The sequence below is a fragment of the Kitasatospora sp. NBC_01302 genome (genome assembly GCF_035976515.1).
In the GTDB taxonomy this organism is placed as follows: domain Bacteria; phylum Actinomycetota; class Actinomycetes; order Streptomycetales; family Streptomycetaceae; genus Kitasatospora.
In genome coordinates this window covers 1,896,609-1,918,372 of sequence record NZ_CP108404.1, presented here as the reverse complement: position 1 = coordinate 1,918,372, position 21,764 = coordinate 1,896,609, and the positions used below count along the sequence as shown (strand labels likewise).

The window sequence follows — 21,764 nt, the reverse complement described above, 5'->3', positions numbered from 1 at the left end:
TGACGCTGCTCGGGCGACGCCTGTCATCAGGCTGCTCGTCAGGCGGAGCTCACCCAATCCGCAGTGATCGTATGAGCAGGCGCGACGCTCCACCGTGGCCCCACAGTTCAGTACACCCAGGGCATCAGACGAGTCGGCCCGCGCAGGGTGAAAATCGCTCCCCAAACGGCCGTACCCCCTCGGCGGAGGGGGTACGGGTATTGGGCGCGCTGTGTCGTGCGGTGCTTGCGCTTGCGGGAGCGCGCTCGGTCAGTGGGGTGCTGCCCCGGTCGTGGCGAGTGCAGTGAGGAGCCGCGCTGTCTTGGTCGGGTCGGTCGTCACGGGTTCGGGTTGTAGGTGTCGGACTTCCAGATGTAGGTCCCGGCGGAGTTGTAGACCACGAAGTTGCAGTCGTCCTGGACGATGGCCTTGGCGCCTGCATTGTTCAGGGTGTTCGTGCTCCACAGGGCGTTTGCGGCGCTGCCGGGGGTGGGGTATGTGGGATTGCCGTTGCCGTCCGTGAGGGGCTTGTAGACGACGAGGTTGCCGTCGGTCTGCATGGTGGCCCAGGCGCCGGGGTTGTTGTAAGTGCCGCTGCTCCAGAGGGCTTGGCTGGTCTTCAGGGAGTACAGCACGAGGTTCCCGTCGGGTTGCATGACCAGGCGTGTGTGGGCCGAGTAGGCGGTGTCTCCCGGGCGCATGATGCTGCCGCCGGTGAGGGTGGCGTTGACGTCGGCACCGAGCAGTCCGAGTGCGACCGGGTTGCCGAGCTGGGGGAGCGTGCCGTTCGGTGTGGTGCCGGGGTACTCGTAGACCTGCTGCAGGTTGTTGACGGCGTAGAGGTCGGGGTTGCCGTCGCCGTTGACGTCACCGGGGGTGATCACTTGGGGGAAGGTTGTGCTGTTGAGGCCGATGTTGAGGACGGTCTGCGGGGTCGGCAGGGTGGTGCCGGCGGCCCAGTTCTGGGAGTTGCTGCCGTTGCAGGTGTAGATCTGCAGCTGGGCGGTGCCGTCGGTGTTGCCGTTCGGGTCGTCCAGGCACATCTGGGCCTGTGGGCTGACCTGCGAGACCAGCGAGCCGTTGCTGCCTTCCGCCCACTGCTGGGCGGAGGTGTTGTTGCAGTCGTGGAGCTGGACCTTGGTGCCGTTGGTGATGCCGCTCTGATTGACGTCCAGGCACTTGCCGAGTACGTGCAGCGTCTGGTCGGTGCCGTAGGTCAGTGCCTGCGATGCGGAGTTGTTGCAGACGTACATGCGGACCATGGCGCCGTCGTTGGTCGCGCCGTTGGCGTCGTCCAGGCAGAGCGCGGTGTTGTTGGCACCGACGACGGCTTGCAGGGCGGCCTGGCCGGGCGGGGTGAGCTGGCTGGTCGGCTTGCCCGTGCTGTCGAAGGTCAGCGGGTAGCTGTTGATCGCACCTGTGGTGTTGTTGCGGACCCAGAGGGTGGGGGTACCGGTGATCTCGTCGGTGTAGCTGTGGGCGGGCGTCGAGTTGTTGGCGGGGACGCTGATGGTGCTGGGAGTGGCGCCGACCCGGCCGACGCCGATGAGGGTGGTGTTGGACCAGTCGCCCGCTGCGCCGATCGGGTAGGCCGAGTTGAGGTAGGTGCTCGCGTTCGCGCCGGAGGTGTAGTACCAGAGCTTGCCGTTCTCCACGGTGAGGAGATCGGGGGCCTGGGGGATGTTCGTTCCGGTGCCCGCTGCGGCCTGGAGGGCCGCGGTGGAGAGTGTCCCGGGGGAGATCATCTGCTGGAGGGAGGACGAGGGCCAGGTTGAGGCGTAAGCGGTGCAGGTGCTCTGCTGGACGGGCGCGCAGTTCGGCTTGGCCAGCGGCGTGCTGATGTTCTGGGTCAGGCTGAAGTGGCCCGGTGTGCCGGGGGGTGTCGCCGTGGAGTCGTTCCGGTAGGTGTAGAGCTGCTTGCTGTTCTTGCTGTAGGCGAACAGGTCGTCCATACCGGACTGGGTGAGGCTTCCGCCGTGGGCGACGAGGAAGCTGTCCCAGCCGTGGCCGTCGGGGCTGGTGGACGGTGTCGAGGCGATGATCTGCTGGGAGTACCCGTCACTGTTGCCCGGGATCACGATCAGGTTGCCGTTGCTGCTCGGGGTGACCAGGTCCGGGGTGCCGTCGTCGGTGACGTCGCCGGTGGCGACCTTGGCATTGGGGTTCCACGGCGCGTAGAAGCTGTACTGGGCGACGGTTGCCTGGGTGTTGCCGGCGCCGTCGACGGCCTCGACGTACAGGGTGTGGGTTCCCCACTGGTTCGTCGGGAGGTTGATCGGGATGTTGGCGGTCGCGGTGCCGTTGCCGTCCGGGACCACGTTGATGGTGTGGGCGCCGACGGTCGGGACGTTGCTGTCCAGTGACCACAGGAACTCGGCGACACCGCTCTTGACGCATGCGTTGCGGGTGCAGCCGCCCGGCGTCGGGTCGGTGCTGGACACCTGGATCGAGATGTTGGGGTCACCCGCGTGGGCCGTGGGAGTCCGGCCGCTTCCCAGTGGCGGGAAGGCCGAGGACGGGGTGAAGACGGCGATACTCGGCGGGGTGGTGTCGACGTTGAAGACGCAGGGCGTGGCGGGCGGGCCGTTGCGGGACTGGTCGGTGGCCCAGACCTGCCAGGAGTATTGGTGTCCGTCGGAGAGGGCGACCGGAACCGGGATCTGGACGGTGCCGCCGCTGCTGACCGAGCCGGGGCTGGCCGGCCAACCGGCGGTGAACGGGTTGCCGCTGCCGTCGTTGGTCGTGTTGTCGAGCAGGCGGGAGCCGCCCCACAGGTTGACGCCTGGCATGTTGGTGGTCAGGCGGGCGCTCAGCTGGACGTTGGAGACGTTGCTGTACGGGGTGGTGGCGCCGAGCCAGCCGGGGTTGCCGCCGTTGCAGACGGCGCCGTTCTGGTTGATGGACACCGAGTCCGGCATGTTCGGCGGGATCTCGTACGTGGTGACCAGGTACGGGTTGGTGCTGAAGCGCATGAACCCGTAGTTGCCCGGGTACTTGTTCTCGTTGCCGTAGATGCCGAAGGTCAGGTTGCCGGCTCCCAGGTTCTGGCTGACTGTGCCGGTCACGTCGAAGATGGCCTGCTGGTACCCGTTCGTGCTGTTCGCGGGGAGGATGTACTGCTGGCCGAGGCTGGCGATGGCGGGCGGTTGGTGGGTCCAGGTGGTGCCGCCGTTGATGCCGATGGTGTAGTTGAGGCCCACGCCCCACGTGTCCTTGCCGGTGGTGTCTTGGTCGGCGCCGGAGGTCTCGGTCAGGTACAGCTTCGAGTTCTGGATCTGCATGTTGCCGGTGAGCGCACTCGTGTTGATCTCGTAGAACGAGCGGTAGAGGCCGTCGCAGCCGCCGGGGTAGTGCTGGTAGCCGATCCCCTCGCCGTGCTCCTGCGCGTTGTCGTAGAGGGCCTGGTCGGGACAGCCTTCCTTGATCTCGGCGTAGTGGTTGGTGGTGCCGGTGGGCGCGACGGCGGGGTCGATGTACAGCGGGTAGACGGGGCTCCCGCCGTTGAGTTGGGAGGTGTCGGGGGCCAGGGTGAGGCTGCTGTTGTCGGCCTGGACGGCGATCTTGGCTATGTGCGAGTCCTGGCCCGGGCCGTCCTTGGTGGAGACGGGGTTGCCGGCGGGGTCGACGGCGCTCGGCGGGTCGGCCGGTGATACGGGGGCCGCCCCGGGGGTGGTGCTCGGTGCGGTCTCGGAAGCGAGCGCGTTGGCGTGTGAAGCCGTGGCCACGGTGGCGGCGGGGGTCGCCGTGGTGGCGGAGTCCCACATGACGGGGGCCGGGGCGCTGAAGGCGGCGGTGCCGTCGGCGGCCTTGACGGTGACGTTGCCGTCGGCGTCGGTGCTGGTGTTCAGACCGTTGCTGTTGATGGCCAGTCGCAGGGTCTTGAGCTGCGGGTCGGCCGCGGCCTGGGCGTTCTTGACGACGAGGACTTCGTGGAAGGCGCCCTGGTCGGTGACGGTGGCCTGGAGGTCGACGTCGGGCAGGACACCGGTGTAGGTCGCGGTGTCGCCTTGGATGCTCGGTGCGGGGAGCGCGAACGGCAGCGTCAGGGCGAGCTGGCGGCCGGCCGGATCGGTGAACGTGGCCAGCGGGGCGGTGCCACCGCCGGAGAGGGCGACACCGGAGGCGGTGGCCTTCGGCGAGAAGGTCCCGTCGCCGTTGTGGGCCAGAGTGGCGTCGACATCGGTCCAACTGCCGTTCTGCTTCACCCGGGTGGGCAGCACGTTCTGGGTGGTGGTGAACGTACCGTCCGGGTTCGCGACGGTCAGGCTGGTCTCGGTGGTCAGCGCGTCGATGGTGACCGGCTTGTTGGCGCTCTTCGCCTGTGCCAGCGCGAGCTGAGTCGGCCCGGCCTGGTCGGCGGGTAGCGGAGTGAGGGCCGGCTGCGTGCTGACGGGCGAAGCGGTTGGCGTGGAAGCGGTCCCGGAGCCGGCAGCCAGCGCGGGGCCGGTCGTGCCGGTGAGGACGGTGGTCAGCGCTGCTATCAGCGCCAGTCGGCGCCGGTGAAGCGGGCGCGCGGACGATCTAGGGCCGAGGTTGGCCACGGAGGAGTCCTTTGCGTCAAGGGTAAGCAAAATATTCACTGCGCCTCTTGGGTATTCCTTTACTCGGCATCTGGCGGTATGTCCGGTTCGCCGGAGGCTGGGACGCTTTGACCAGTGCCGAACCAAGGGGTTCGGGTGCCCATGAGGCTGCCATGAGTGGCAGTCGGTATGCAGGGTATTGCGGCGCGTGTTCGATTGCCAATAGCGTTCCGGCTGGTCACGTCTTGTGCCTGGCCGGTCTTTTGACGACTTTTCTGGTGAAAACGTGAAGTGTGGGGGATCAGAGTGCGTTCACGCATGCCTTGGTTCTCATCTCCACTGAGGAGATCGGGAACTCGGCGCGGAACCGTGCTGGTGGCCGTCCTCGCCGCGATGGCGACGGTGGTGCCGCTGGCGGAGGCCGACACGGTGGTCGGCGGCTATCAGTACGAGGGCAAGCTGTGGGCAGCCGATCCGCTGCCGGCCCAACCGAAGGTCCAGGGGCATCCGGCAACCGGCCGGACGGCATCGATGCCTACGCCGGCACCGCCCGGCTCGCGCGCACTGGAGAAGTACGCACCGACTGCGCCGAAATGGCCGAGCGCGTCGACGACGACCGTCAACATTGCTGCGGGTGACGCGAGTTCGTCTGCGGCCGCAGTCACCGCCGCTGCGGTTGTCGCAGCCGCCGCACCGAACGTGCCGACCACTGCGGTGGCGGCCTCGCCAGTGTCCGTTGGACCTGCCGCGGGTGTGGCGCGGCCTGCTGCTGCCGCTGACGGCGCGGCGAGCCCGGGCGCTCCTGCTGCGGTGCGCGTCCAGACAGCGGATCACGCGGCCGCGCAGGCGGCGAACGTGGATGGTCTGCTGGTGGGCCTGTCGCGGGCCGACGGATCCTCGGCGGCGGGCAAGGTTTCCGTGTCGGTCGACTACTCGTCGATCGCGCAGGCGTACGGCGGTGGTTGGGCCTCGCGCCTGCACCTGGTCGCGATGCCGGCCTGTGCACTGACCACGCCTCAGCTGGCCGAGTGCCGCACGCAGCAGCCGCTGGCCACGAGCAACGACCCGAAGTCCGGCAAACTGACCGCGACGGTCGACCTACCGGGCGGCACCACTCAGGCGGCGGCCACGACGGGTGGTACGGCGGGGCAGCCGAGGGCTGTTTCCGCCGCGCTGCTCGGGTCCTCGCAGGCCGCGCAGGTGGCTACGAGTGCGACGAGCGCCTCCGGCACGGCGGTGGCCGCGATCTCGGGCACGTCCAGCTCGCAGGGCGACTACACCGCGACGTCGCTGTCGGCGTCCGGCTCATGGTCGCAGTCATCCTCCGGTGCGTTCACCTACGCCTACCCGATCCAGGTGCCTCCGGCGCTGGGCGGCTCCGCACCGTCGGTTGCGCTGTCCTACAACTCGCAGTCGATCGACGGTGAGACCTCGGCGCGCAACTCACAGTCCTCGTGGATCGGCGACGGCTGGGACTACACCCCCGGGTTCATCGAGCGCTCGTACAAGTCCTGTTCGGCCGACGGAATCACGGGTTCGGCCGACGAGTGCTGGGCCGGTTACAACGCCACCCTGTCCCTTGGCGCACACTCGGGCCAGCTGGTCCGTGACAGCAGTGGTGCCTACCACCTGCAGGGCGACGACGGCACGAAGATCGAGGATCTGTCGGGTGCCTCGAACGGCCTGTGGAACGGCGAGTACTTCAAGGTCACCACGACCGACGGCACCCAGTACTACCTGGGCCTGAACCACTCTCCCGGGACCACCTCCGACCCGGCGACCAACAGCGCCTGGGGCGTCCCGGTCTTCCACCCCAAGCCTGGCGACCCTTGCTACAGCGCTGCCCAGGGCAACGCCTCGCAGTGTGCCGCGGAGCCCGGTTGGCGGTTCAACCTCGACTTCGTGGTCGACCCGAACGGAAACGTTCAGCGCTACGACTGGGCCAACGAGGCCAACTGGTACAACATGGGCTACGGCCAGGTCGCACAGACCGGTGGCGGCGGCACCATGACCGCCTACACCCGTGGCGGCTACCTGACCCAGATCTCCTACGGCTACAAGCTGGCCGACGAGCAGGCGGGCCACGACCCGGCGGCGAAGGTGGTCTTCACCCCCGCGCAGCGCTGCACCACCGACCCCACGACCTGCCAGGCGTCGAACCTGAACGCCACGACGGCGACGAACTGGCCGGACACCCCGTACGACCTCAACTGCACCGCGGGCATGGCGACATCCGGTGCCGGCAACAATGTCTGCCAGATCGCTGCGCCGAGCTTCTGGTCCACCTCCCGACTCCAGTCGATCAAGACGTCGGTGAAGAACGGCTCCGGCTGGCAGGACGTCGACTCCTGGGCACTGACCCACCTGTTCTCGAACGCCGGTGCGACCGTTGACCCGGTCACCGGCAGTACCGTCGACCCCACGGACGCGGGCTCGCTGCAGTCGATCATGTGGCTGTCCCAGATCCAGCACACCGGCTTGGATACCGGAGCCGGCAGCAGCGGAACCATCACGCTCGACCCGGTCACCTTCACCGGCGTCGAGACGGACAACCGCGTCGACGGTTCGAGCACGTCGGTGGCCCCGGCGCCTCCGCTCTTCCACCCACGCATCTCCGGCATCCAGACCGAGACCGGCGAGTCCATCGCCGTGGACTACCGGGCGCCGGAGTGCTCGCGGGTCCACAACACCATGCCCTCACCGGACACTGACACCATGGCTTGCTACCAGGCCTACTGGACCACTCCAGGCGCGGCACAGCCGATCGCGGACTGGTTCAACAAGACGCTGGTCTCCCAGGTCTCCGACAACGACGCGACCAAGGCCGGCTCGCCCGCCAGGATCACCACATACGCGTACAGCGGCGCGGCCTGGCATCGCGACGACTCCGACCTGACGGACGACCAGTACCGCACCTGGAACCAGTTCCGCGGCTACCGCACCGTCACCGTCACGACAGGCGCGGCACCGGACCCGGTGACCCAGACCGTTACCTCGTACTTCCAGGGCATGGACGGGGACTACAAGGCAAACGGTAGCCAGCGCTCGATCAGCCTGGCGAACTCGCTGGGTGAATCCGCCACCGACAGCGCCTGGCTGGCCGGCAGTGCACAGGAGATCGACACCTACACCCAGGTGGGCGGCAGCCCCGTCGCCAAGTCCTTGCCGGGTGTGCCGGCCGTGACGACCACGGCCTCCAGCCCACGCACGGCCTGGACATCCAAGTCTCCGGCGCCGGCAACGCTCTCCTCCTTGCCCGACCTGACGGCCCGGCGCAGCCAGAGCAGCTCCAGCCGTTCGATGTCCCTGTTGGCGAACGGTAGTTGGCGCTTCACGCAGACCAATATCACTCTCGACAGCCTGGGACGCCCGCAACAGGTGGACAGTAAGGGCGACCTCGCTGTCCCCTCGCAGGAGACCTGTACCACCACCAGCTACGCCAATCCGCCGGCGTCGAATCCGATGATGCTGACCTACCCGAGCGAGACGATCACTGTCTCCGGCGGCTGTGGCACTGCACCTGGCAGCGGCACCACGGTCAGCGACCGCCGGACGTTCTACGACGGCGACGGCACCATCACCAACCCCGGGGCCCTGGGCCAACTCGGTGCCAACGGCTCTACTCTGGGCCTGGCCACCTCGTCCCAGGCCGTCCAGTCCTACGACGGTTCCGGGAACCCTGTGTTCCAGACCTTGGGCGCCACGACGTACGACGCGTACGGCCGCACCACCAAGGCCCTGGACGCGGCTGGTGCGGCGACCACCACGGCCTTCACACCGGCGGCCGCGACCCTCCCCACTGCGGTGTCGACCACCAATCCGGCCGGCTGGACCGCAACCAGCACCATCGCTCCGGCCCGCAGCCTGGTCATGCACGCGGTCGACGTCAATGGCCGGGTCACCGACTCGACCTATGACGCACTCGGGCGTAGGACACAGACCTGGCTACCCGGCCGGACCATGGGCACGCAGAGCGCGGACATGGTCTTCAGCTACGCGGTGCACGGCACCGGTTCGACCCCTGACCCGTCCTCGGTCACCACGCAGACGCTGCGCGAGGGTGGCTCTTACAGCACCTCGGTGGACATCTACGACGGCTTCCTGCAGAAGCGCCAGACCCAGACGACCCCCGCCGACAACAGCGCCGGCCGGCTGATCTCGTCCACGCATTACGACAGCCACGGCTGGGTCCACAGCAGCACCGCGCCGTACGTGGACAGCACGACCGCGCCGGACAGCGCGCTCTTCGTCGAGCAGGAGAACACCCTGCCGTCGGAGACCGTCAACGTCTACGACGGGCTCGGGCGTTCGGTCAGCAGCACGCTGAACTCCATGGCGCAGCCCCTGTGGACGTCCAGCACGTCCTATCCGGGCGCCGACGAGACCGACAGCACCCCACCGCCCGGCGGCACACCGACCAGTGTCTTCACCAACGCGCTCGGCCAGACCACCTCCTCGGTGGCCCACGGCGGCACCGGCGTCGGCGACGTGACGACCACCTACACCTACACCCCGGCGGGCAAGGTCGCCACCGTCAAGGACAACGTCGGCAACACCTGGTCGTACAGCTACGATCTCCAGGGGCGCAGGACCTCGCAGACCGACCCGGACAGCGGGACCTCCACCACCAGCTACGACCTGCTCGGCCGGGTCGCCACGACGACCGACGCCCGTGGGCAGAGCCTGGCCTACAGCTACGACCAGCTCAGCCGCCGCACGGGTGAGTACGCGGGCACCAGCACCACCGACGCGACCAAGCAACTCACCTCCTTCAGCTACGACACCCTCGCCAAGGGCTACCAGACCTCCGCCACGCGGTACGTCGGCGGCGCCTCCGGCAGCGCATACACCCAGGCCGTGACCGGCTACAACAACGCCTACCAGCCCACCGGTTCCAGCGTCACCATTCCGGCTGCGGAAGGGAATCTCGCCGGCACCTACACGCTCGGCGCGAAGTACACCCCCGACATCGGCCTGCTCACCGACACCCTCTTCGGAGCGGACGGCGGCCTGCAGGCCGAGGACGTCGGCTACAGATATGACGCGCAGGGCCTGCTCACGGCATTCGGCTCCGGCCAGCTCAACCACTACCTGGATATTGCCAACTACAGTCCGCTCGGCCAGATCCTCCAGACGACCTACGGCAACGCCGGCGCACAGCTGCGCACCGCGCAGACGTACGACAATGCCACTGGACGACTGACCACCAACCGTGTCACGCCGCAGACCACGACCAACAATCCGATCAGCGCCACCACCCTGGGCTACGACCCGGCCGGCAACCTCACCACCACCAGTGAGCTGGAGTCCTCCGGCGGCGCCGATCAGGTCTTCGACACCCAGTGCTACCAGTACGACGGCTTGGACCGCCTGATCACCGCCTGGACAGACACCGCGGGGGTCGGCTCACCGACCGCCGGCCAACTCGCCCACTGCAATAGCACCTCGCCCACACCGTCGACCATCGGCGGCCCGGCCCCGTACTGGCAGTCCTACACCTACAACCTGCTCGGTGACCGCACCCGGCAGACCAAGCACGACATCACCGGCAACACCGCGAACGACACCACCCAGAGCAGCAGCTACCCCGGCAACGGCACCGCCCCGGCGGCCCAACCGAACACCGCCGGCAGCATCACCACCACCGGCCCTGCCGGTACCTCGGCGCTCACCGCGCAGTACGACCAGGCCGGGAACACCATCAGCCGCGCGACCACCACCAGCCACACGGCCACGGGCGGCCCTGTCTTCTCGGGACTGGCGGCCAGTGATGGTTCTCGCCTGTGTCTGGACGACAGTCAGTCGTCGACCGCTGACGGCAATCCGGTCGACATCTACGGTTGCAACAACACCAACGCTCAGAACTGGACCGTTGGTAGTGATGGGACCATCCGCGTCCTGGGAAAGTGCCTGGATGTCGTGGGTGGTGGCACCAGTAGCGGCACCAAGGTCGATATCTCCACGTGCAGCGGCAGTGGTACTCAGGGGTGGAAGAGCACCTCGAACGGTTCGCTGGTGAACCAGGCGTCGGGCTTGTGCCTGGACGACCCCTCCGGTTCCACCAATGGGGGTACCCAGCTGCAGGTCTACGGCTGCAACAACACCAACCCCCAGAAGTGGACGCCGACCGTCGTCGGCAGCACGGTCACTGGTGGTCCTGTCTTCTCGCAGCTGACCGCGAGTGATGGTTCTCGCCTGTGTGTGGACGACAGTCAGTCGTCGACCGCTGATGGCAATCCGGTCGACATCTACGGTTGCAACAACACCAACGCTCAGAACTGGACCGTTGGTAGTGATGGGACCATCCGCGTCCTGGGAAAGTGCCTGGATGTCGTGGGTGGTGGCACCAGTAGCGGCACCAAGGTCGATATCTCCACGTGCAGCGGCAGTGGTACTCAGGGGTGGAAGAGCACCTCGAACGGTTCGCTGGTGAACCAGGCGTCGGGCTTGTGCCTGGACGACCCCTCCGGTTCCACCAACGGGGGTACCCAGCTGCAGGTCTACGGCTGCAACAACACCAACCCCCAGAAGTGGACGCCGACCGTCGTCGGTGTCACACCCCCCAGCAGCCAGAACCAGTCCTTCACCTACGACCAGGAAGGCCGCACCGCCGCCGTCACCACGACGGTCGGCACCAACAGCCCGCAAACCACCGGCTACCTGTACGACGCCGACGGCAACCTGCTGATCCAGCGGGGCCCGAGCAACACGGTCCTCTACCTCTTCGGTGGAGCCGAGCAGCTCACCCTCACCGGCACCGCTACCACCGGCACCCGGTACTACAACGGCCCCGACGGCACGGTCATCGTTCGCAACAGCAACGGGACCGTCGACTACCAGCCCACCACCCCCCAGGGCACCGCACAGCTCCAGGTCGACGCCAGCTCGGGCGCCGTCACCCGGCGCTCCTACGACCCGTACGGCAACCTGCGCGGACCGGTCCCCAGCACCTGGGCCGACAACCACGGCTACCTCGGCCAACCCACTGACACCACAACAGGGCTCGACCTCCTCGGAGCACGCAACTACGACCCCGCCATCGGTCGCTTCCTGACCGCCGACCCGCTCTTCGAGGCCGGCGATCCGAACCAGATGGGCGGCTACACCTACGCCGGTGACAATCCCACCACCAGCAGCGACCCCAGCGGCTTGTCCTCCAACGTTCGCCTCGTCGGTGGCGGCGATGCGGTGCCCTGGCAGCAGATCGATGGCTGCGGAGGTGAGCGTTGTGTGGGTGGCGGCCTCACCAAGGCACTGGAGGGCGCCGCGGCCGCAGTCGGAGACAGCCTCTTCGGCGATCTCTACAACACTGCTACCCATGTCGGATCGGATCTGCACAACTCGTGGGCAGACACGATCAACAGCGGTATGCCGCCGGGCTCGACCTACGTGCCGCACACGGATCCGCCGGATGACAACCATCCGTTCGCCGATCTGACGCACACTGATCCGACCACCGAGTTCTACAAGACCTGGCACTTCGGGGGGAGCGTCGCCGCTCTGGGCACCGCCACGCTCGACGTGTTCAAGGCGGTATCGCTGGCGACGGATGCCGTCAAGGCGGTCAGGGCACTGTCGGCCGCGGCCGATGCGGCAAAGGCGGCCGAAGCGGCTCAGGCTGCCGCCGACGCGGCCAGGGCGGTCCGGGCGGTGGGTGACGGCCCTTCCGACGCTGCGGCGTCCAGCCCGCTCGCTGGAGCCTGCAGTTTTTCTGCCGACACCCCTGTGATGATGGATGACGGCACGAGCAAGCCGATCGGTGACATCCAGACCGGCGACAAGGTCCAGGCCGCAGACCCCCAGACAGGCGACCACCAGGGCGCCAAGACTGTAACGGCCACGTACGTCAAGCAAGACAACGACCTGGTCGACGTGACAGTCGGCAACTCGGACGGTAGGACCGCGACACTCCACACCACGGACAACCACCCCTTCTGGGACCTCACCGACCACAGCTGGGTCCTCGCCGGCAACCTGGTCGTCGGGCACGCTCTCGAGACCGAATCCGGATCCTCTGTTCATATCACTGCAGTGCGAACGGTCAGCGGGACAGCTGATCGCATCAGCCTGACGGTGGACCAGCTCCACACGTACTATGTGCTGGCGGGGACCACGCCGGTCCTTGTGCACAACTGCGACGGCGATGTTGACCCCCAGAGTGCTCCTGGTGGGAAAAATGGCGCTGCTGTTAGCATCAAGCAGGTGAAGATGGCGCTCGGTCGAGCCGGTATGAGTGTTTCCGACTACGACATTGTGCACGTTCCAGAGATCAGCACTGCAGGAGATGGCCTGCCTGCCTACGGGAATAGCCCCCATGATGGTAGTGGAATGCCGAACCTGGGCCCGCGAGGCCGCCCGGTGATTCAGATTTCCAATATGGGGCTGGCTGATATGGATACGGCTGTAGCCACGATCTTCCATGAGATCTATCATCATCAGATGTACGCTACTTGGCCGAGCTCCATGGGCGGAACGGAGTCCGCTGCCGAGATCTACGGGCAAGCCATGCTCGGCATTTTTACACGGAGGACGGGTTGATGGCCCAGATGAGGCGCTTCGCACCCTCGGAGATCGAGACTCTGGGGCGAGAGCGAAACTTCCTTCGAGATCAGTCAGAGTGGCTTTGCCCTGCATGTGGGGAGGTTTCGGTTCGCACCTACCTCCGCAAGACGCAACATGCGAATCGCCCCGCGGTGATCAGCTACACGTGGTGTGCTGCTTGCCGCAGGATGGCTGGCTCAACCGGTCCTCTGCCGCCCGGGTTGATCATCTCTGATCCCTGGCGGGAGTTGGATCCGGTAGCGTGGGAGGAATTCGATATGAGCTTGCACAAGCTCTTCGCTAGGCTCGACCGGCTATGGGAAGGAGGCGTGCTACCGCAAAGCCTCGCTTGGACAGGGCGGTAGAACGCTGACGGATGTCAAATGCCAGCCTAAGGGTATACCCGGAATGTCGGGGTGCACGGCGGATATCCATCGCCTATTTCCGGCAGTCAAGTGCGGCGCGAATTGCTCCGGTCGAATAGCGTTGATTCCGCCCGAATGGGTTCTTGGTCCTTCGTTTTGCTGGGGCAAATGAATTACTCAGAACCATCGTAAAACAAACAAATGGGAGCCCCGCCAGATGACCTCCTGGCGGGGCTTCTGCGTGAGGTGACGGCAGTAGTTGACGGCAACGTCAGCGGACGGGTGCTGCACAAAGCGGCGGATCGTCGCTGTCGTCGGGGTTGATGGCGGCCTCGAACGGCTTGCCGAGGGTGCGGCCGAGGAGGTCGATGGCGTCGCGCTGGAGGCGGAGGCGGACGTGGGCGTACACCGTCGCGGTGACGCCGATGTGGGCGTGACCGAGGAGTTCCTTGATGACGACGAGTTCGACGCCCTGTTCCAGGAGGAGCATCGCGGTCGAGTGCCGCAGGTCGTGGAACCGGATCGCCCGCAGGCGGGAGCACCGAAGCAGCGCGTTGAAGTGCCGCGTGAGGGTGGAGGGTTCGATGGGGTGACCGTCCTGGCGGGTGAAGACGAGGCCGTTGTCCACCCACCCGGCGCCGGCTTGCTGCTTCTCGGCGGCTTGTCGGTCACGGTGCTCGTGGAACGAGGCGACGCAGGCGGCCGGGAGGGCGATGCGGCGTTCCGAGCTGATGGTCTTGGTCGGCAGGGTGGTGAGGCCGCCTGTCCCGGTGCGCTGGAGGGTGCGGCGGATGCTGGCGGTGCCGTTGTCGAGGTCGAGGTCTTCCCAGCACAGGCCGAGGAGTTCGCCCTTGCGGAGTCCGGTGCGCAGGGCGAGTTCGAACAGGGCGTGGAGGCGGTGGCTCTGTGCGAAGGCGAGGAAGGTGCGGGCCTCGTGGGTCGTGAGGGGGTTGAAGCGGCGGGGTCGGGGTGTGCCGGTGCGGACGTTGCGGGCGACGTTGCGTGGGATCTCTTCCTCGCGGACGGCGTGCTCCAGTGCTGACTTCAGCACGGAGTGGATGTAGGCGAGCGTCAGCGGGGAGAGGTACTTGCGGCAGCACTTGCCGATGGCGCAGCAGCGCGGGCGGCGGCCGGCTGGGGCGTCGGACTTGCGGCGGGCGTCGATGCCGCGTGCGCAGCATTGGCAGACGCTTCGCAGCTCGTTGAGCCACGTCCGGACGTCCTTGGCGGCGAGCTTGGCGATCTTCTTCTGACCGAGGCCCGGGATGAGGTACTGGGCGACGACGGCGGTGTAGCGGGTGTGGGTGGTCTCCCGGAGCTGGTGGACGGCGACGTTCTCCAGCCAGTACGTCAGGTAGGCGGCCAGGCTGCCCTGGGCAGTGACGACGGGGACGCCGCGGTTGCTAGCCGCGATCTTCTCTGTGAGCTTGGCGAGGGCGTCCTTGCGAGTGGCGCCGTAGACGCTGACGCGCTTGCTGGTGTTGCCGGGGGCTAGGACGTATCCGGCGGCTTCCCAGCGGCCGTCCTTGCGCTGGTAGACGGTGCCGTCGCCGTTGGCGCGGACCCTGCGAGAGCTGGTGCTGGTGTCGGGGGTGGTCATCAGGCTGCCTGTTCGAGTTGGTGGTGGACGAGGGTGGTCAGGGCGTGGGTGGGGATGCGGCGGGCGCGGCCGATGGTGATGGAGGCGAGCTGTCGGGTGCGGATGAGGTCGTAGACGGTGGAGCGGCTGATCTTCAGGCGCGCCATGACCTCGGGGACGGTCAGGAGCTCGGCGTCGGCGGTCACTCGGTCACCTCCGCCGGGGCGGCGGTCAGCGGGTCGGCGGAGTGGCCGGTCCGGTCACCGGGGCGTTGCGCCTGCCGGGGGCGGGCTGCTTGCTCGGGTCGGGGCTTCGGTGCGGCGGCCAGGAGGTCGGCGAGGTGCGCGAGTTCGGGCAGGAGGCCGCTTCCGGTGTACTGCCAGTGCGAGATCACCAGGGTCGTGTCCGTGCCGACGCGCCGCCCGGCAGACCACCCACACCATCGTCCGTGCCGAGCCCGGAGCTTGGCAGTAGGATCACGCGCGCAGCCGGCGACAGCACAACTGGTCTACACCTCTGACGGCAGTAGTGACGGCAACAACCACGGACCTCGGCGCACATCTACGGACGCCGACGGACCGTCAAATTACCGTTGACCTGCGAGAAAGCAGGTAGGGAGGGGTCGCGTAGCACACGTACTATGTGCTGGCAGGGACCACGCCGCTCCTGGTCCATAACTGTGGGTCGACTAATTTCCTGGACGAGGGCGACCAGCTCAACTCTTTGATACCAAAGACTAAAGCCGAGCCGGGGTTCCATGATGTTTGGATCCACGGGGCTCCAAATGGCGTGGCTCCCTCCTTTAATGCAGCCGAGGGTGGCACAGGGCTTATCGACCACCGGACACTTGCTCGGATGATCAAAAACGACTCGACCTATAATGGCGGTCCGATAAGGCTTTGCTCATGTCAGGCCGGCTCTTCCTCTGGGACATTCGCTCAGGACCTGGCGAATAAAATGGGAGTGGATGTGATGGCTCTAACTGGATACCTGTATGTCTACCGCAATGGTCGGATGGCAATCGGCGCCGATGGCGCCCCATTGGGGCCGCCATATACTGGTGGGGCATGGAAGACGTTCCGAGCGGGAGAAAATTAATGGCTGGTGATGTAGGCCTGAGGGAAGTCGGTTTCTATGGATCGGCGGCAGACGTCTCCGCCGCAGCCAGGTCTACTGAGATGCCGCAGGAGTCGATGGCGGTGGACTACTTGGAGCGGGGGGTGACCGTGTTGGCTTCCGCCAGCTGGTCGGACGATTTGCTGAATAGTCAGAGAAAGAATATTTGTCAATATTCAACTTTGACGGACGGTGTATGGATTTGGCCGAGCGATCTGGTTTACTATGCGAGGACCTATCATGTAGTATTGCCCAAAGAATTCCTGGATCACATGGCCTCGCATGAGTGGGTCGTGCCTGAGCTAGACGATGCGGAACTGGATGCAATATGTGAGCGACTGGAAGCGCAGCACGGTGCATCATAGGAAGTAATTCCATCATCGTTCGGGAGCTGTGCGGCAAGGTCCAAAGAACGGGAAGCTAGATGCGTGATCGGCCCGCCAGTGAAGCTGGCGGGCCGATCACGCATTGCCCCGCACGTACTCTGTCCTCGCCGGCAACACATCGGTACTGGTACACAACTCCTGCGCTGGAGCCGAGCTCGACAATGTGAGCGAGTCCTACGTTCGCAGCAAGCACATGCCCGGCGGTGTACGCGCCGATCATCAAAGGGCCTTTTCAATGACAATGTGGACCTCTGCAAACTGCCGAGGACTCAAACTCTACAGAGCCGACCAGGCAGGACAATGGCAACTGGTCGCGCATCGTGACCGCTCCGGATACTATCGGCGCGGATGTCGAGACCGGCCTCCCTACTAAAACATACACAGTGATCCAGGACACCTGGGGATCTGTTATTACGGTGCATCCTGGAGTTCCACAATAACTTCTTGACCGACAATAGTTAGGAGCATGAGCACAGTGGCACTAAGTGTACTAGTCAGATTCTTCACTGGAGATGTCGTCTCCGAGTTCATGAGCCCCGCCATCGGCTCGCTCTGCCGCCTCGCCAGCGAACGAGATCTGCCATTCCTGGGAACCGTGGATATCTATGACGACACTATTTTCAATAGACTCCATATTCCGCGCATCCAGGGCGAGCTCGAATCGCTTCTCGGAAGCTGTGGACCGGGCGAGGGGCAGGCTATCGCCGAAATCTTAAAAATCGCCGAATGTATACTCAAAAGACCGCGTCACTACTTGCTATTCAATGGCGATCAGGTTCGTTCCAGGCAGCGTACAGAATTTGTATTCGGAGTAGTCGGAGAGCACTCCGAATACAGGGCCCATCCAAAGTCCCGGTGACCACGTGATTCCGCTACCTGAACTTGAATTCGTGATGTCGGTCTGAGGGTGATCAGCCGTCCATGATCAGGCCAGTGGTGGCGAGGTAGGCGTCGATGAGGTGAGGCCGGTACTGGATCTTCTTCAAGCTGCGTCTGACGGCTCGGGCGAGCTGGTCGAGGTCGGCGGCGGCGAGGTTGCCGATGGTGCGCTTGACCAGCGACCAGATGCCCTCCTGTGGGTTGAGGTCCGGTGCGTAGGAGGGGTGTTGGAAGACGGTCAGCCAGTCCTTGCTGGCCTGGATGAACTCCTGCATCGGCGGCATCAGGTGGGCACGGAGGTTGTCCCGCACGAGCACGATCGGGCCGCCGAGCTGGATGTGTGCGCGGATCAGCAGGTCCCGGTAGTCCTGCCAGGTCAGGCCCTTCTTCTCGCCCTTGCGACCGTGGTAGACGTGGAAGCTGTAGAACATCCGCGAGCGCCTGCCGGGCTTGTAGCAGCTCAGCCCCGCCATGGAGACCCGGCCGGCACCCCTGCCCCGCACCCGCACGACGGGGGTGCACCCGAGCCTGCCCCAGGTCCTGGCGCGCGGCGGCCTCATCGACTGCCCGGCTTCGTCGCTGAGTAGGCCCGGGGCGCGGTGCCGGGATTGCTCCCGGTCCGTTTCCCCGGACCTCTCGCCGAACCCGCCGTGCGTCTCTCGACGCAACGGGCTCTCCACGGTCTCTGCCGTCAGGTGGTCCCAGTGACCCAGGGGTTGGGGATCGTGTTGCCGCGGTAGCGATACCGGGTGACCGGGATCGCGCTGATCTTCCGCAACTCGATCTCGCCCGCGCTAATCGGCAGCCACCGCCCGGTGGGGGTGGTGAGCCGTCTGCGGACGTCCGACCAGTTCCAGTGATGCCGCTCTTGCAGCAGCCGGATGACCCGCCACCAGACGAGGTTGTCCAGGTTGCTGAAGGTGTGCTTCGCAACGGCATGCCTGAAGTAGTTGGCCCATCCGTGGGTGACCCTGTTCAGATTGATCAGCACCACGGCCAGGTCCTGCTGCGACGTTCTGTGGGTGAGGGCACGGATCTTCGCCTTCACCGACCGCAGAGGCCGGTCGGCGATGAAGGTGTAGACGTACCACTTGTCCGTTCCGCGCTTGCGGCGCCACTGGATGTGGAACCCCAGGAAGTCGAACCCCTCGCTCAGGTGCACCAGTTGGGTCTTGGCTTCCGAGAGCCGCAACCCCATGGGTGCGAGAACCTGGGCGATCTCCCCGCGCAGTGCCTCGGTGTCCTGCCTGGCCCCTTTGACCAGGACGACGAAGTCGTCCGCGTAGCGGACCAGCCGCCACGAGGGCAGGCCCTTGGCGCTCCGCTTCTCGCGCCGAGAGCTGGTGGACAGTTCCCCGTCCGGTTCCCATGCCCGGTGCAGGTGCTCATCGAGCATCGACAGGGCGATGTTCGCCAGGAGCGGGGAGATGATGCCCCCTTGCGGTGTGCCGGTGAAGGTCTCCTGCTGTTCCCCGAGCTCTGTAAGGAGACCGGACTTCAGGAACGCCTTCACCAACGCCAGTACCCGTTTGTCCTTGACCCGGCTCCGGACCCGGTCCATCAGCGCGACGTGGTCGATCTCGTCGAAGCACGCCGCGATGTCCGCGTCCAGCACCCACCGATAGCCGTGGGTGCCGTAGAAGTGGATCTCGGCAATCGCGTCCTGGGCCCGCCGCTTGGGTCGGAACCCGTAAGAGACCGGCTTGAAGTCGGCCTCGAAGATCGGCTCCAGCACCAGCTTCAGCGCGGCCTGGACGACCCGGTCGGCGATCACGGGAATCCCCAACCGCCGCACCTTCCCCGCCCCGCCCGGCTTGGGGATCTTGCGTTCCCGTACCGGTAGCGGCCGGAACGAGCCCTGCCTGAGCTGGGCCCGAAGGTCGTCCAGGAACCCGGGGACCCCGAATCGCTCCTCGACGTCGGCGGCCGTCAGGCCGTCCACGCCGGGAGTGCGGGCTCCCCGATTGCCGGCGACCCGGTCGAACGCCGCGATCAGCGTCGCCGGGTCGTGCACGAGGTTGAACAGATCATCGAACCGGCGGCCGGGATCGGCCGCCGCCCAACGGTGAAGCTTGGCCTGCATCTCCGATACCCGCTGGCGTGGACCCACCGGGTCCGCCTCCAGCGGAGCGCCGCTGTTCAGCGGTGCGTCTTTCGGCATTGCAGTCTCCTTCCCTTCTCGATACCGCTGCCGCCCTTCCCCATGTGCGCGGGCTCTCCCCGGCTCGGAGTACTACGGCGGCTCCGCCCCACCCGGACCATTCGGCAGTCGATGTGCCTATCCCCAACCGGGCACTGGCCGTGCACGACCGGGGAGTTGAGAACGGGTGGTTCCCGTGTTCACTGCGATTCGCTCGTTGGAGTAGGAGCCCGACTGTGTCCCTGCGGCATCGCCACGAGTACGCCGTAGACCTTCCTCGTGGCCTCCCGAACGGCTTCGAAATACCGGTCAAGGAGTTCCTCACTGCCACAGGACAGCGAGTGCGCACCGCCTCCGGCCCAGATCCGTCAGGTTCGAGCCGGTGTATTGGTTAAGAGACGTAAAGACGCCGGTTCCTCGCGTACTCCTCTCCATCCCGCTCGCCGGACCCGCACCATCTGGCAGTACTGGCACGTCCCGGCTTTGTCAGGGCCGCTCCCGCCCTCCCCGGCATCACCCGGATCAGGCTGCCCTCAGCTCCACCTCCCTGCTACGACAGGTCGGCGGTGAAGGTCTCTCACCTCCACACGAATCACAGCGCCTCACGGCGCAACTCGAAGACAAGCCAGGCACCGCGGGCCGCCGCGGCGCTTTTACCCGCGGCCACGTCTCCTTCTTCCACAACTCCACCGCCGCATCGTCGCGTTCGATCGCCCGGCGGGCCGGCTGCTGCCAGGACCAGCCGTGCCGCCTGAGCAGGACCCACGTGCCCTCCACGGTGTAGGAGACGTGGAACAGCCGGCCGATCAACGTCTTCACCCGTGCCAGGGTCCACCGCTGGTCCTCCCAGCCGTGGGCCAGCGGCCCGCGCTCCAACTCCCTTTCCAGTCGCACGATCTGGGCGTCGGAAAGCTTCGGACGACCGGGCGATCCCTTCGAAGCCACACCTGCCGCACCGCCCTCGCGCCACTGCCGGCGCCAGCGCTCCACCGAACGCACGCTCACCCGCAGTACGGCCGCGATGTCCCTGTTCTTCTCGCCGCCCTCGAAGCGTTCCACGGCCTGCTGCCGGATCCGCTCCCGCGCGGCCCTCTGCGCGTCGGTCAAACCACCGCCCTGTGCATACCTCACAGCACACGACTACCGGGACTGTCCCTCCGCCGGCAGGCGAACGCTACTGCTTCACCCAACCGAGCGACATCACGCATTCAAGTTCAGTAGCGCGGCCCTCTACCCGGGGCCGCTGCTTATCGAGGACCTGCCGCAGTCGCCCGGCGACCGCGTCGCCGAGCGGAGGGGCGCAGCCCACGGACTGTGAAGAAGGCGCTGAGGGGACGGCGTCCGATTCGGAGCGCCGAGTCCGGGCTGGAGAGGCCCCAGGCGCGCCTGTCGGCCGGTGGCGGGCCCGCATCATGACGCTTTGATCGAATTGGATCGAGAGGACCTCGTGAGTACAGCAAGGCCAGTCAGGGCTTCGCTCAAGATCATGCGCGAGCACAAGCGGCTGCTGCTTCTTCCCGCCGTAGCGGGCACCGGACTCGCGCTGCTGGTAGGGGCTTTGGTGCTCCTGGAGTTGAGGCTCGGGGCCAGTGGCGGTTCCGCCGCTCTGGGTGTCGCCGGGATCGTGCTGGTGGTCTGCCTGGCGACCTTCCTCAGCGCCGTCCTGATCTGCGCCGCGGACGACGCCCTGCGCGGGCAGCCGGTCTCGATAGCGGCAGGTTGCGCGCGGGCCGTCCGGCGGCTGCCGGCGCTCCTGGCCTGGGCGGTACTCGGCAGCCTGCTCGCGGCTGTCGGCTCGTTGCTGGACCGGGTGCCGGTGGTGGGGCTGCTCCTGGAGAAGGTCTTCGGGATCGCCGTGGGCTTGCTGAGCTATCTGGTACTTCCGGCCATGACGATCGACGGTCTCGGAGTCCTGGCGGCGCTTCAGCAGACAGGCAAGCTGCTGCGGCACAGCGGCGGTCAGCAGATCCGGGGGACGATCTGGATCTACCTGCCCGTCTTCCTCGCTCTGCTGCCAGCCGCAGTGGTGGTCGTCCTCGGCGTCGAGTCGGACAACCAGGTGCTCGCCCTCGCCGCCCTGGCCGGCGCAGCCGCATGGATGGCACTCGCCGTGACGCTGGCCGTGACCATCTCCGGAATCTTCCGCACGATGCTCTACCACGACGGAAGCAACACGCTGGCGTCGTCGACGACCGCGTAGCCGCCGCGACAGCCCCTTCTGCTCACGCCTTCCGTCCAGGAGATCGCAGAGCTTCTGAC

Annotated in this window: 9 protein-coding genes and 2 pseudogenes; 4 read left to right on the top strand and 7 right to left on the bottom strand. The window is 66.4% G+C overall.

Features of this window, described 5'->3' with window-relative positions:
• Positions 1–317 precede the first annotated feature (317 nt).
• Positions 318–4,520: a ricin-type beta-trefoil lectin domain protein gene (locus OG294_RS07630; RefSeq protein ID WP_327065659.1), complete on the bottom strand. Its 4,203-nt coding sequence runs from the start codon at positions 4,518–4,520 to the stop codon at positions 318–320.
• Between the two features lie 354 nt (positions 4,521–4,874).
• On the opposite strand from OG294_RS07630, the gene OG294_RS07625 reads away from it, so the two are divergent.
• On the top strand, positions 4,875–13,037 hold the full coding sequence (locus OG294_RS07625) for a ricin-type beta-trefoil lectin domain protein (RefSeq protein WP_327065658.1): 8,163 nt from the start codon (positions 4,875–4,877) through the stop codon (positions 13,035–13,037).
• 639 nt (positions 13,038–13,676) lie between these two features.
• Here OG294_RS07625 and OG294_RS07620 read toward each other — a convergent pair.
• The 3 genes from OG294_RS07620 to OG294_RS07610 are packed head-to-tail and all read right to left on the bottom strand — an operon-like array spanning position 13,677 to position 15,378.
• Positions 13,677–15,005 (bottom strand): tyrosine-type recombinase/integrase, encoded by a 1,329-nt coding sequence (locus OG294_RS07620; RefSeq protein WP_327065657.1) that lies wholly within the window; start codon positions 15,003–15,005, stop codon positions 13,677–13,679.
• Complete coding sequence (locus OG294_RS07615; protein WP_327065656.1) at positions 15,005–15,190, bottom strand: helix-turn-helix domain-containing protein; 186 nt, start codon at positions 15,188–15,190, stop codon at positions 15,005–15,007. Before OG294_RS07615 ends, OG294_RS07620 begins: the two co-directional genes overlap by 1 nt.
• The gene (locus tag OG294_RS07610) at positions 15,187–15,378 is read right to left on the bottom strand and encodes a hypothetical protein (protein WP_327065655.1); all 192 of its coding nucleotides are present in this window, start codon (positions 15,376–15,378) and stop codon (positions 15,187–15,189) included. Before OG294_RS07610 ends, OG294_RS07615 begins: the two co-directional genes overlap by 4 nt.
• Before the next feature lie 673 nt (positions 15,379–16,051).
• Between OG294_RS07610 and OG294_RS07605 the strand changes: the two genes are divergently transcribed.
• Together OG294_RS07605 and OG294_RS07600 are read left to right on the top strand one after the other, a co-directional pair.
• Complete coding sequence (locus OG294_RS07605; RefSeq protein ID WP_327065654.1) at positions 16,052–16,465, top strand: hypothetical protein; 414 nt, start codon at positions 16,052–16,054, stop codon at positions 16,463–16,465.
• 487 nt (positions 16,466–16,952) lie between these two features.
• On the top strand, positions 16,953–17,345 hold the full coding sequence (locus OG294_RS07600) for a hypothetical protein (protein WP_327065653.1): 393 nt from the start codon (positions 16,953–16,955) through the stop codon (positions 17,343–17,345).
• Positions 17,346–17,397: 52 nt separating this feature from the next.
• Here OG294_RS07600 and OG294_RS07595 read toward each other — a convergent pair.
• From OG294_RS07595 to OG294_RS07585, 3 genes and pseudogenes are all read right to left on the bottom strand, one after another.
• A pseudogene (locus tag OG294_RS07595) lies at positions 17,398–17,952 on the bottom strand (transposase); the annotation flags it as partial.
• Positions 17,953–18,056: 104 nt separating this feature from the next.
• Entirely contained in the window at positions 18,057–19,526 is a 1,470-nt protein-coding gene (gene ltrA / locus OG294_RS07590) for a group II intron reverse transcriptase/maturase (RefSeq protein WP_327065651.1), read from the bottom strand.
• Between the two features lie 592 nt (positions 19,527–20,118).
• Positions 20,119–20,636, bottom strand: a pseudogene (locus OG294_RS07585) (winged helix-turn-helix domain-containing protein); the annotation flags it as partial.
• A gap of 289 nt (positions 20,637–20,925) precedes the next feature.
• Between OG294_RS07585 and OG294_RS07580 the strand changes: the two are divergent.
• Positions 20,926–21,705 carry a DUF6159 family protein gene (locus OG294_RS07580; protein ID WP_327065649.1) on the top strand — a complete coding sequence of 260 codons (780 nt, stop codon included), beginning with the start codon at positions 20,926–20,928 and terminating at the stop codon, positions 21,703–21,705.
• The last annotated feature ends 59 nt before the right edge of the window (positions 21,706–21,764 follow it).

Bases quoted from the DNA above. Each gene is read 5' to 3' on its own strand.
- OG294_RS07620 (WP_327065657.1), bottom strand. From the start codon at position 15,005: ATGACCACCCCCGACACCAGCACCAGCTCTCGCAGGGTCCGCGCCAAC.
- OG294_RS07605 (WP_327065654.1), top strand. From the start codon at position 16,052: ATGGAAGACGTTCCGAGCGGGAGAAAATTAATGGCTGGTGATGTAGGC.
- ltrA (WP_327065651.1), bottom strand. From the start codon at position 19,526: ATGCCGAAAGACGCACCGCTGAACAGCGGCGCTCCGCTGGAGGCGGAC.
- OG294_RS07600 (WP_327065653.1), top strand. From the start codon at position 16,953: ATGAGCACAGTGGCACTAAGTGTACTAGTCAGATTCTTCACTGGAGAT.